Origin of the sequence: uncultured Maribacter sp. (genome assembly GCF_963975365.1) — a bacterium.
In the GTDB taxonomy this organism is placed as follows: domain Bacteria; phylum Bacteroidota; class Bacteroidia; order Flavobacteriales; family Flavobacteriaceae; genus Maribacter.
The window spans coordinates 11,451-24,626 of sequence record NZ_CAXBGF010000017.1 but is presented as its reverse complement, the minus strand read 5'-3'; the positions used below and the strand labels follow the sequence as shown (position 1 = coordinate 24,626).

The window sequence follows — 13,176 nt, the reverse complement described above, 5'->3', positions numbered from 1 at the left end:
GATGCAATTACATATTTAAATGCAAATTTGAGACCAAAAAAATTACCTTAAAAAAAGGGATTAAATAGATGAAACCATCAATCAACAATAATCAGGTATACGGTTTTTTGCCTACGGATATTAATGGAGTAGATACACTCGCCGAGCTAGCATTAGACTTACGATGGTCATGGAACCATGCTGTTGACGAAATCTGGTACCAGCTTGACCCTGATCTTTGGATGGAAACCCATAACCCATGGGTAGTTTTGCAGAATGTATCCCGATACCATCTTGAAAAACTAATGACCGATCAAGCGTTCAGAAAAAAGATGGATGATATGATGCAGTCGAAAGAAAAATCAATGTCGAATCCTGCTTGGTTTCAAAAAAAGCATCCAAATACTCCACTTACCTGCATCGCGTATTTCAGTATGGAATTTATGTTGAGCGAAGCTTTACCCATTTATGTTGGTGGACTGGGGAATGTTGCAGGCGATCAGTTAAAATCGGCCAGTGATTTAGGAGTGCCAGTGGTAGCCATTGGATTACTCTACCAACAAGGTTATTTTAGACAAATTATTGACCAGTACGGGACACAACAGGCACTTTTTCCCTATAATGACCCTGGACAACTACCCATTAGTCCGCTTCGCCTACCCAATGGCGAATGGTTAAGATTAGCAATAAACATTGGAGACCATTTAGTATGGCTACGCACCTGGCAGGTGCAAGTGGGGCGAGTAAAACTGTACTTAATGGACAGTAATGACCCGGTCAATAGTCCGATTCACAGAGGAATTACCAGTGAGGTATATGGAGGTGGAGCCGACCTACGTATACAACAGGAAATTATATTGGGAATTGGTGGGTGTAAATTACTTCAAGAATTGAATATAAAACCAGAAGTTTACCATATGAACGAAGGCCATGCCGCATTTTTGGTATTAGAACGTGCCAGTAATTTCATGAAAGAAACAGGAACCTCCTTTGAGGAAGCATTGACCATTACCCGTGCAGGTAATATATTTACAACCCACACTGCTGTTGCTGCCGGTTTTGACCATTTTCTTCCATCTTTAATGTGGCAGTTTTTTGGAGGGTATGCCAAGAATGATTTAGGTATTGACTTTAATAACTTGTTGGCTCTAGGAAAGGAGGATCCTAATAATTCATTAGAGAGTTTTAATATGGCTTTTTTAGCTATTCGTGGAAGCGGTGCAGTAAACGGGGTAAGTCGCTTGCACGCAGAAGTTAGCCGCCGACTTTTCGGGAATTTGTTTCCACGATGGCCAGAAAAAGAGGTGCCAATAGGATCAGTAACAAATGGTGTTCATATGCCAAACTGGGATTCAGAGTTTGCTGATAAAATCTGGACAGAGTCTTGCGGAAAAGAACGTTGGCGAGGAAATCTCGAAACATTAGAAGGTAATATTACTGGAGTAACCGATACAGAACTCTGGCAACTTCGAAATGATTCCCGAATAAAATTAGTCAATTATATTCGGGAACGTTTTGCGAAACAAGTGAGAGCAATCGCCGTAGCAACAGATATTGAAAATACGCTATCCGACATCTTTGATCCAAATACGCTGACACTCGGTTTTGCAAGACGTTTTGTTTCCTATAAAAGACCTAACCTGTTATTGCACGACCCTGAACGATTCATTAGAATACTAACTAATCCCGATCGTCCGGTACAACTAGTTCTTGCGGGAAAATCACCACCATTTGATGAAACAGGCAAAGCATTGATAAGACAATGGGTACAGTTCATACAACATCATAACCTATACCATCACATTAACTTTTTAAGTGACTATGATATGCTAATGGCAGAGCAGTTGGTGCAAGGTGTAGATGTCTGGGTCAACACCCCAAGACGCCCTTGGGAAGCCTGTGGAACAAGTGGTATGAAAGTGCTGGTAAACGGCGGTATCAATTTATCTGAATTGGATGGATGGTGGGCAGAAGCCTACACCCCTGAAGTAGGTTGGGCATTGAGTGATACACAGAAACATGATAATGACACCAATAGGGATGAAATAGAAGCAAATGCCTTATATCAAATTCTCGAACAAGAGGTTGTTCCTGCATTTTACGATCGTAATAGCGATGGTATCCCAAAACTGTGGATAGAGAAGATGCGTAACAGTATGGCGACATTGACCCCAAAATTTTCAGCAAATCGTGCCGTAAGAGAATATACCGAGAATTATTACCTACCTGCTGCAACTAACTATCTAAAAAGGGTAGGAACAATAGGAAACTTGGGAAAGAACATTGTTGGCACTAAACATAATTTGAGAAACAAATGGGACGGTATATGCTTTGGAGAGATTTCGATAAATTATGTAGAGGGAGGTTTTCAATATAATATTTCGATAATGCTGAACGACATTGACCCTGATGCAATTTACATTCAGCTTTTTGCCAATGGCATTAGCGAAGGGTTTCCGGAAATAACAAAAATGGAAAGAGAACCTGTACCAAAGGAAGATTCATACAGATATCATGCGCATTTAACCACTACCCGCCCTGCAAACGATTATACTGTAAGGATTATTCCGAACTATGAGGGTGTTTCGGTACCCTTAGAAGATAACCTGATACTATGGCAACATTGAGTTTATTAAAATCAATAATAATCTAAAACTCCCAGAGGATATCATGAAACAAATAGACTAATTAAATATTCAAATATTAATGAAAATTTTATCGAAAAGCGAAAGTATTACACTTCTTAAAGATAATTATATAGGACACTTATCTTACATTGCTCAAGGCCATCCTTTTACCCTACCTATTACGTATTTCTATGACCTAGGAAGTAATGCTATAATTAGTTATTCTGCAGAGGGTCATAAAATTGATGCTATGCGGAAAAATGGAGCTGTTTCATTAGAAGTAGAGGAAATTGTATCAAATAACAACTGGCAATCTATATTGGCACATGGCACTTTTGAAGAACTTAAAGGAACAGATGCCAAATACTATTTACACCAATTTACAGAAGGTGTAAAAAGTATTATCAAGGAAAAGGAACATACACTTCCTGAATTTATCAGTGAATTTTCGAGCAAGTCATCTTCAAAAAAAATTCCTGTAGTATATCGCTTCAAAATACTAGAAATTACCGGTAGGCGAAAAGAAGCTTAAATATGGTTACAAAACCTGAATTAATAATGATTTTCCATTTATGATAATTTACCAATGCAGAGTAAATTACCGATCAACCCTATTAGAATGACCATAGTTAGAACATTTTTTTGGAGCAACTCGATAGTAGATATCACAATAGCATTAAAATCTAAACTTGTCAAAGAACTTTCCGCCAATGAGGCGTAAACCCAATTGCGAAAAGCGACTTCAAATACAATTACAGAAAGCCAGCATGTTTCAGATGTGCGTCTTTTGTTCGTCCAGGTCAAAAGACCGTATAGGTCACTACTTCTATTCGCCGATGTTCCATCCTACTTTTTAGGTGAACAAGTAGAGACCTTAATCATATTCAGTATCATTATTTTGAGCGGATTCTTAAGTCTTTGGCAGAAAAGGTGCGCTCAAAATATTGTTCAGGAACTATTGGCAATTCGAGAAGTGAACATTATAGATTTTAAGGTGAAAATTTTGGCTATACTACCTAATTAGGAATTAGATATAACGAAACAAGTTTTACCAAAAAAAAGAATTTACACATAACATAAATTATAGTTTATGATGAAAGTCATTTCCAAAACCTTTTTAAGCACTTAAATTTAGGTTTAAATATATATTTTATAATAACTTAAAAAATCAATATTATGCAAAACGATAGCGGAAATGTATTATTAGCACTTTTAACAGGAGCTGCAATAGGAGCTGGAATTGGAATACTTTATGCACCGGACAAAGGCATTGAAACTCGTCATAAAATTAAAAGGAAAGTTGAAGATACTAGCCACGATTTAGCCGAACGTGTTTCACATGCTAAAGATGAGCTTACCAAAACTGCAAACGAAAAAAAAGATGCATTTGACAGAAAATTAGATGAGGCGATTTCTACAATGAGCTATAAGGCAGATGATATCATAGATAAATTAGAGCGAAAACTAGAGGACCTTAAAGCGAAAAACGCACAACTACAAAAATAGTCAGTATGGCTTTTGAAGAATTAAAAAATGACCTCATTGGGCTGCAAACCGAAATGAGGTCATATATAGAACATAGCGATGAATACTATAGGCTTAAAATCTTTAAAATATTATCGAAACATACTACAGGCATTTTAAAGTTTATAGTGATAGGCACAAGCACTGTTTTTGCATTGCTATTTATATCATTTGCAGTTTGCATTGGAATATCTGAAGTATTCGACAGCTATTTTATCGGTTTTATAGTTGTAGCCAGTTTTTATGTTTTAGTTGCTGTATTACTCTATATTTTTAGAGAAAAATTGAACGCACCGGTACTTAAAAAATTATCTAAATATTATTTCGTCTGATTATGGTAAAAGATTATTCATCTTTTGAAGAAATTGACACCCGCTTAAAGATTCTAGAACTTCAACGCGAAATCGATCAAGAAAGTCTAAAACTTAATCTTCAAAACGCAAAGGTAGATTTGGTTCCGCGATTATTTCGTAATAGTCTAGGAACAAGTTTCACTCAAAATGAAACCATAAAAAATTTATTAATCACTTTCATTTCTAACAAAGCATTGAATTTTATTCGTAGTAAAAGAAAGGCGAGAAATAGAGACTAGCACTAATTCAATCTAAGGTCCTTTACTCATAAAAAAGTATCACTACCACAATACTATTACACACGCTTTTTATTCAAATAAATTTTGGATTAAAAAATATCATCCATTTTGAAATTAAAACATAACGTAATTTAAATGAAAACAGGATTAGTACTTTCTGGTGGCGGAATGCGTGGTGTGGCACATATAGGTGCCATAAAGGCCCTTGAAGAATATAAGATTTACCCAGCGTATATCGCAGGAACTAGCGCAGGTGCTGTGGTGGGTGCATTATATTCTGGAGGGTGCACGTGGGAGAAGATGCTAGATTTCTTCAAAACGGTAGATTTATTTTCTGTAAATAAATATGCTAGAAATAAGCCAGGCATCATAGATACCTCAAAGTTTTATGACCTTCTGAAAGAATATCTTCCAGACGATAATTTTACAGCTCTTAAGACACCTCTTTATATAACCGCTACCAATCTACTAGATGGTACCCTAAAAATATTTCATGAAGGACAACTGATTAAACCGGTGTTAGCTTCAGCAGCAGTTCCTGGTTTTTTTGCACCTATTCAAATAAAAGATGGGTATTATATAGATGGTGGTACATTAAACACTTTCCCCGTAGACTTAATTAAAATGTATTGCGACCAAATTGTTGGCGTTTACGTAAATCCTTTCGAGAAAGTTAAAATAGAGGACCTTAAACATGCACATAATATTCTAGAGCGAGCGTACCATATTAAAATTGCCAATGAATCGCTATCCAAATTTATTGATTGTAATTTGCTAATAAGTCCTAAAGGATTGGAGAATTTTGGTATGTTTTCAGTGAAAAACATAGATGCGATTTTTCAATTAGGCTATGAATCTACCATTAAAGCTTTAGAAACGAGCCATTCCTTAGACAAATCTATGTCTCCTGCAGAATTTGAACTGATGAACGGTTTTTCGGTAGATTCAATTTAAGATATAAATCCCTTTCTTTTCATAAACATTGCTGATTACACATCGATTAAAAAATTATCGACTAGCAGTTTTTAAAAGAATAAATTCGCTAATGTTGGTTGTATCAATAGCACCAACAAGTTGCCCGTTTTCAACTACTGGATAAAAATCATTCTTTTCTTTTCCTATAATCTGTAATACTTTCAATATTTCCATCGACACATCAACGGTCTTAAATTTTTTCTGCATGATGTCACCAACTAAAACTGATGGTATCTTCATATTTTTTATGATATCTTTTTGCGTAAGAATACCTACAATTTTCTGATTTTCCATAACAACAAAGTCCTTCTCCGTTCCAGCAAGCAGAATATCTATGACCTCATGTAGGTTATTGTCCGGCTTTAATCTTGTAATATTTGTAAGTGTAGCCTCTTTCACTAAATGACCTTTAAGTAAATCTCCTTGTTTCACCATTCGATTCTCACCATAGGCCCCAAGAAATATGAAAAGCGCTAATAAAATTAAAAAAGGATTAAAAAAGAGCCCGAGTACAAAAAATATAAAGGCCAAACCTTGACCCATACTTGCTGCAATATTTGTAGCAGTAACACGACCAAGTTTAAAAGACAAAAGGGCACGAAGTACACGGCCACCATCCATTGGAAAAGCAGGTATCAAATTGAAAACCACTAACATCACATTAGCAATAAATAGATAAAACAAAAAGTTTTGAAGTGTTGGTTCATAAAGCATTTCCTCTAAAACAATGGAATCGAAATTAAAATAACTTCGTACAGGAACAACCAGAAGCAGAAGAACAGCAATAACTACGTTCACTGCCGGACCTGCCAATGCAATTAATAATTCATGTGCCGGCTTTTCAGGCATTTTCTCTAAAGTAGCAACGCCCCCAATCGGCAGTAACAAAATATTCTTCGTCTTAACACCAAACTTTTTTGCTGTTAGCGCATGCCCTAATTCATGAAGTACTACACAAAAGAACAAGACAAATATTAGTGCCTCATTAAGAAGAATTCGATTAAGTTCACTACCCTTCTGTATTTCTAAAAATGCAACCCAAATTAGCAGTAATGTAAATGTCCAATGAACTTCAATTTTTATTCCTGAAATACCTCCTATTCTTAATGTACCCCTCATATCAATTAATTTTAAACTAAGGTATTTATGAACATGGTTTACACCAATGATAATGGTCATAGCAATATTAAAGACTACAAATTATGTTAAAGAAAATATTCCTAAGGGACCAAGCCCCGAGGCATTAATTTAGAATAGGTTTAAATGAATATCATCATTTTTGCGCAAAATCTGATAATCCTTTTCCTAGCTTTTATTTTTTCACATAAGCCCCTATGACTTTTTCATTATCGTGTCTACCAACTGTATTGATATAAAATCCAATGCCCCAAAAGACTCCACTCTATAATGCTCTTTTAACAACAGGAGTCTGGGTAAAAAACACCCTTTCCGTAATACTTTTTATTATTCCGGCAATTTTTGTAAAGCCAAAAGTCGGCACTCTCTGTAAAAGAAGATGCTTGTAATTTTTGCAATTGTTAATTTCTACCCATCCAGCAAACGCTATAAGGGTGAAGGTGCTGAATTCGAAGTGGCATTACCGATACGAAATATTTCAGATTTTGAAGAACCAATAATGGAATTTTCCTCATTAGAAACGAATATCAGTATTGAAAACCCTGTTCTAAATACAGACAAATTTTCAACTTTTTTTGACTCCTGAACTACAGTTGAACCAAAACAAAGGACAAAAAAATCTTGTATTGATTGCCGATGATAATATGGATGATCGCAATTACATTGCATCTTGGCTGAAAAAAATTATGCTATAGAAATAACCAAAAACGGACAAGATTGTAAGGAGTTGGCCTATAAAATAATCCCATAATTATGCTAACAATAAAAGCCGATATGAAAAGAAGTCTTTGAGCAGGTGGACAATGCCTACATCAAAAAACCTTTTCACAAGAAAGAACTAATGTTGCGTACCAAAAATCTACTAGAATTGCGAAAAGAACTGCAACAATATTTTCGCTCGTCATTAGAGGTTGGATTTTCGGGAGATACTCAACTTAAACTACCAGCTAATACAGATGCCCAAAAAGACAACCGAAGCCAAAGCATTCCTTTAGCCAATAGTCTTGATAATACTTTTATCATAAAAGTCAGGAAAGCAATTGAGATCGATCTGGATGATGCCACCTTTGATGTTGAAATAGCTGCCGTATTATAGCTTTAATCGATTCACAGGTACACCGTATTTGCAAACGCCAATCAATACTAATTTTTAAATATGTCTTTTATCAAAAAATTTATCCTAGGAGAATCAATGTTCAACATCAAGTTTTTTTAACAATTTACCTAAACCCTCTGTATGCTTTGATAGAAGCTCCTATTAATTTAATTTTTAGAGTAGTATGTGCTGATAATTCCTTAACCAATGTTTTTTTTGGAATTATCTAAAGTTCTTTGTTTCAAATTAATTAGGTTAGCTTCTCGTATAAATGTCTCAACTTCTCTCCCATTTTGTATAAGTCACTGGTATTAGCTTTTTATTTTATAATAATTCCAATATATAAGAGCTATCCTGCATTTTTTTTAATCGCAACATGCCATATTAAACTAAGTAGTAAGTGGTTCTGATGACCACTAGAAGTTCCTACGGATTATTTTCTTAGGGCCTATTTATTGTCGAATTGCAAAAACTTCAAGCAGTAAAACTTGAGGCTCCAAAATCAAAGGAATAAATGAGAGAGGTGTTCTTCCTAGTTCCTCTGCTAGATTTTATAAGAAAATGCTAATCGTAGTTGAACGGGGTACTAAAATAAAATCAAAAATACCGAAGCTTACCAGTATCATTGCAATTCTAAAGTGTTTATTCAGTTTTTCTTTATGTTTCGAAATTAGAAATTGTCTTGTATTTTTCTTAAAATCTGAAAGCGACCATTGTCTAGATTTTAACCCTACCATTTTTTTTAAATTTTTAAGTCGGTCAACAGCATAATAAGCCATGAATTCAACCTCATAGTCTCCTAACACAGCAACCCAGTCAACTACTTCGGGTATCTTCTAGAAAAAAAAATGCAGTAAGGAAAACTACTAGGTGTTTTGTCCTTCTTTATATAGATTAAGGTTCATTTATATTTTTTTTAAAATACCGTAATACAATATGTTATATTTTTTTATTTGCCTTGTTCTTCTTGCTATACTTCTAATCACATATTCTCCTTTTTTTCGTAAATTTAAGCAGACCCCTTCAACATTTAAATATAAGACACTTATAATGGAGGATGCCAAAGTTAAATTGATAATTAATGCGTTATATGATACAATTGGACTCTCGGATTCTGAATTGGAGGAATCCTTGGACAGCCTATTGGTTATAGACGAGAAAAGATGTATTGCTAAGGTAAACAAATCCTTCTGTAAGTTATTCGGTTTTAGTAAATCCACGCTATTGGGGAGCCGTCCTCCATTTCCATTTTGGCCAAAAGAGCTTGTAGAAGAATTGGATATTGGTTTTAAACAGGCCTTAAAAGGTACTATTTCCGGTAAATTTGATTCTATTCACATAGATAAGTCTGGTAAACGTTTTCCCGTATCCATTGTAATAAGTGATATCAAGGATTCTAGGAACGAAATACTCGGTTATTTTGCTCTATTCAAAAAAGTTGAATTGGACAATGGACCAGTTTCGGAACTTCAACATACATCGGGGTCTGAAGAGAAGGAAAATGGAAATGGCCATATAGATTTAAGAAGTTTGGTAAATGATTTGGGTAATACCCTTGATAATATATCAGACGGTATACTTCAATTGGATCGGGACTGGTGCTTTACTTATTTAAATGAAAAGGCAGGGGAGTTGCTCAATATAGTACCTTATGATTTGTACGGGAAAAATATTTGGGCCGAGTTTCCTGAGTTAAAAAATCATTCTTTTTCAAAAAACTGCTATACCGCTGTCAATATAAATAAAAGCCAAGTATTTCAAGGATACTTTGAACTTTTGGATAGATATATGTATTGTAGGTTCTACCCATCAAAGAAAGGTGTCACGATTTTTTTGTCAGATATAACGGAACAAAAATTAGCAGAAAAGGAATCCATAAAGAATCAGGAAATTTTTAAAGTCCTAATGGAAACTTTGACACAGCCGTTGTTTATTTTGAGTGTTAAGGATAATACTTATAAATTTTTAAATGTTAGTAAAAGTTTCCTAACAACATTAAATATCAGTGAAAAAGAGGTATTGAATAAGAATGTGAAAGAACTTATGCCGGAACCCTCATTAACCCTTGTTTTAAGCAAGTACAAAGAAGCTATAGAAACAAAGCAAACGGTACAATGGGAAGAGACATCACCCTATGAGTCTGGTGTTAAAACGGCCATAGTAACCGTGAGCCCCGTATTTGATAGCTTAGGCGACTGCACTCATTTGGTTGGAATCGTCTTTGATATTACGGAAAGAAAGCAGGCCGAGAAATTGATACTCCAAAAGGAAAACTTTCTGGAAAATGTGTTAAATAATATTAGCGACCCCATTTTTGTAAAAGATAAGGATAGTCGATTACTATTGGTCAATAATGCGTTTTGTACTGCATTCCATCTCGACCGTAAGGATATTATTGGTAAGACTTTGGCAAAGGATGTTGACCCAGAGGAAAGGGAAGATTTCTTAAAAATTGATTGGGAGGTATTAAAGAATGGTATTGAAAACATAAATGAGGAACCCCTCACGGAACGTGGAAGAGAAACCAAAATAATTTCAACAAAAAAGGCACGATACATTGATGAGCAAGAGAACGTATACTTAATAGGTATCATAAGGGACTTGACGGAGAGAAAAAAAACTGAAACAGAGTTGAAAATGGCACAGGAATATTCCGATATCCTGTTAGAGTCCCTGAATGAGGGATTGGTGGTTTTTAACATGGAGACGGAAATCATCCGTGTTAATCCCTCTTTTTGTAAAATCTCAGGTTTTTCGGAAGAAGATCTCATAGGGCAGCAATGTCCATATCCGTTCTCACCACCCGAAATTGAAGATGAGGCCGTCGCAAGACATCAAAGTATTACAAATGGAGAGGAGCTAAAGAATTTTGATACGGTATACATAAAAAAGGATGGGACCCGGTTTAATGTTCGTGTTATGATCTCTAGTATTAAGGATAAGAACTCCAATGGTAAGATTGTGGCTTATTTTGGAACGGTAATAGACACAACAGAAAGAAAAAAAGCCGAATTGAACTTAAAATTGGCTAAGGAATTTACGGATAAGTTAATCATGTCCATGCAAGAGGGGCTGATAATAGTTGATTTGAACGGCAATATTATTTTGGTCAATGATGCTACCTGTAAGATTTTGGGTTATTCCATGGATGAATTGATTGGAATGCATTTGCCATACCCCTTTGCCAAGCCAGAGGACCTAGAGGAAATTGTTAGGACAAATAAAAAGGTTGCTAAAGGTGAAGCACCTTCTTTTCAATTTGAATTTATTAGAAAAAATGGAGAAGCTTTTTTGTGCACATTCTTAACAGGGAATATTACAAATGACCAGGGGGAGGTTATAGCCCTCTTTGGTAGCATGAAAGATATTTCCGAGGAAGTAAGAAGCAAAAGGTTATTGGAGGAGAATGCTGAGAAATCCACAAGAAAAAAAGATGTCATCTTGGAACTAGCGAATTTGGTTGGTAAGGATTTTAGAAAATCATTGGATACGATAACCCAGAGTGCAGCGGAAACTCTAAATGTGGAAAGAGTTAGTGTTTGGAGTTTTAATGAATCCAACTCCCAAATTAAATGCGAAAACCTTTATACTAAAAACTCTAAGAAGCATGATGACGGTGCAATTATTAAACATGCCGATAATCCAAATTATTTTGAAGCATTACATGCAAAGCAAACTATCTTAATACAAGATGCCATAAAACACAAAGCGACCAAGAAATTTGCCTCAAATTATCTTATACCCAATCAGATAAAGTCATTAATGGACGTATTTATCAATAGTACGGAGGGATACTATGGAATATTGTGCTTTGAACATGTAGGTACCACAACTAGGAATTGGACTGTAGATGAACAGGAATTTGCCTCTTCCATTGCCAACATTGTATCTCTAATGGTGGAAAGTACGGAAAGGAAGATAGCAAAGAACAAGCTTTTGTCCGCGAATGAGGAATTGGCTAAGGCCAATACGGAACTAAATATTCTTCGCAATAAGTTGGAGCAGGAAAACATTTATCTTAGAAATGAACTGGACCTGGTCTTCAATTTCGAGGAAATGGTATACAGCAGTGCCATATTTAGCAATGTGTTAACCGAGGTAGAGAAGGTAGCGCCAACGGATGCTACGGTACTTTTATTGGGTGAGTCCGGCACGGGTAAGGAACTTTTGGCACGTGCTGTTCATAAGATAAGTTTAAGGAACAACAAACCTTTGATCAAGGTTAATTGTTCCGCAATTCCCAGGGAATTAATTGAAAGTGAATTGTTTGGGCACAAAAAAGGTTCCTTTACAGGAGCTATAAATGATAAGGTCGGAAAGTTTGAACTAGCGGATGGAGGAACTCTTTTTTTGGATGAAATAGGTGAACTGCCTTTGGACATGCAGCCCAAATTATTAAGATTTTTACAGGAAGGTGAGATTGAGGTTATAGGAGGAACTAGTATTAAAAGATTAGATGTTAGGGTTATTGCTGCAACCAATAGAATTCTCAAGGAAGAAGTGGAGAAGAGAAACTTCAGGGAGGACCTCTACTTTAGATTAAATGTATTTCCTATTGAGGTGCCCCCGTTAAGGCAACGTAAAGAGGATATTCCCCTATTGGTAGAACATTTTATAAACAAATTCAATAAAACCTATAAGAAGGGGCTAAAGTTTGTGGCGGAAGGTTCTATGAAAAAAATGAAGGAATACAAATGGCCCGGAAATATTAGAGAATTAGAGAATTTAGTGGAGCGGGCGGCCATACTATCAACCGGGGAAATTTTGATTTTACCTGGTTTTGAGTCAGATGCTCAAAAAAACAAAACGATATCCAGAGAAATTGATGAAACTCTGGATTCTGTTCAGAAGAAACATATTCTTAGTATTTTGGATAAATGTAATTGGAAAATTACCGGTCCAAAAGGTGCGGCTACAATTCTGGGACTAAAACCTAGTACCCTTAGAGATCGCATGGCCAAGTTAGGTATCTCAAAACAATAACGGAATACCGTTAATCCAATCCTTTCCTTTTTAAAAGTAACGCCATTCCGTTACTTATTACTATGTCCTAAATTTTAGAATAACTTATAAATCATTGATAATCTGATTTTTAAATTGTTTTCATAATTGAATATTGCATTTTGGCATACCAATTGTCTATTGATTTTTAAAATGCAAGGTCTTGAATAACGGTGGTAATATTAATGGGATAGAAATGTGGAAAGAAACTGGTATAATTCATTGTTTAATTGAAAGAAATTTTA

At 35.4% G+C, this 13,176-nt stretch carries 11 protein-coding genes; 10 read left to right on the top strand and 1 reads right to left on the bottom strand.

Going from position 1 to position 13,176, the window contains the following annotated elements; all coding sequences use genetic code 11:
• The first annotated feature begins 68 nt into the window (after positions 1-68).
• From glgP to AACZ49_RS16155, 7 genes are all read left to right on the top strand, one after another.
• Positions 69-2,606, top strand: a complete 2,538-nt coding sequence (glgP, locus tag AACZ49_RS16185; protein ID WP_339657040.1) for an alpha-glucan family phosphorylase — start codon at positions 69-71, stop codon at positions 2,604-2,606.
• A gap of 79 nt (positions 2,607-2,685) precedes the next feature.
• Positions 2,686-3,138 carry a pyridoxamine 5'-phosphate oxidase family protein gene (locus AACZ49_RS16180; RefSeq protein WP_339657038.1) on the top strand — a complete coding sequence of 151 codons (453 nt, stop codon included), beginning with the start codon at positions 2,686-2,688 and terminating at the stop codon, positions 3,136-3,138.
• A 195-nt stretch (positions 3,139-3,333) separates the two neighbouring features.
• Complete coding sequence (locus AACZ49_RS16175; protein WP_339657036.1) at positions 3,334-3,630, top strand: hypothetical protein; 297 nt, start codon at positions 3,334-3,336, stop codon at positions 3,628-3,630.
• Positions 3,631-3,782: 152 nt separating this feature from the next.
• Positions 3,783-4,112 (top strand): YtxH domain-containing protein, encoded by a 330-nt coding sequence (locus tag AACZ49_RS16170; RefSeq protein ID WP_079512682.1) that lies wholly within the window; start codon positions 3,783-3,785, stop codon positions 4,110-4,112.
• Between the two features lie 5 nt (positions 4,113-4,117).
• Complete coding sequence (locus AACZ49_RS16165) at positions 4,118-4,462, top strand: hypothetical protein (protein WP_339657033.1); 345 nt, start codon at positions 4,118-4,120, stop codon at positions 4,460-4,462.
• Positions 4,463-4,464: 2 nt separating this feature from the next.
• The gene (locus tag AACZ49_RS16160; protein WP_339657031.1) at positions 4,465-4,722 is read left to right on the top strand and encodes a DUF6327 family protein; all 258 of its coding nucleotides are present in this window, start codon (positions 4,465-4,467) and stop codon (positions 4,720-4,722) included.
• A gap of 135 nt (positions 4,723-4,857) precedes the next feature.
• Positions 4,858-5,676 carry a patatin-like phospholipase family protein gene (locus tag AACZ49_RS16155; protein ID WP_339657029.1) on the top strand — a complete coding sequence of 273 codons (819 nt, stop codon included), beginning with the start codon at positions 4,858-4,860 and terminating at the stop codon, positions 5,674-5,676.
• Positions 5,677-5,730: 54 nt separating this feature from the next.
• Here AACZ49_RS16155 and AACZ49_RS16150 read toward each other — a convergent pair whose 3' ends face one another.
• Positions 5,731-6,816, bottom strand: a complete 1,086-nt coding sequence (locus tag AACZ49_RS16150; protein WP_339657028.1) for a site-2 protease family protein — start codon at positions 6,814-6,816, stop codon at positions 5,731-5,733.
• Between the two features lie 397 nt (positions 6,817-7,213).
• Between AACZ49_RS16150 and AACZ49_RS16145 the strand changes: the two genes are divergently transcribed.
• From AACZ49_RS16145 to AACZ49_RS16135, 3 genes are all read left to right on the top strand, one after another.
• A complete protein-coding gene (locus tag AACZ49_RS16145) occupies positions 7,214-7,420 on the top strand; it encodes a hypothetical protein (protein ID WP_339657026.1) in 207 nt (68 codons plus the stop codon).
• Positions 7,421-7,675: 255 nt separating this feature from the next.
• A complete protein-coding gene (locus tag AACZ49_RS16140) occupies positions 7,676-7,930 on the top strand; it encodes a hypothetical protein (RefSeq protein WP_339657024.1) in 255 nt (84 codons plus the stop codon).
• Between the two features lie 1,050 nt (positions 7,931-8,980).
• Positions 8,981-12,913, top strand: a complete 3,933-nt coding sequence (locus tag AACZ49_RS16135) for a PAS domain S-box protein (RefSeq protein WP_339657022.1) — start codon at positions 8,981-8,983, stop codon at positions 12,911-12,913.
• The last annotated feature ends 263 nt before the right edge of the window (positions 12,914-13,176 follow it).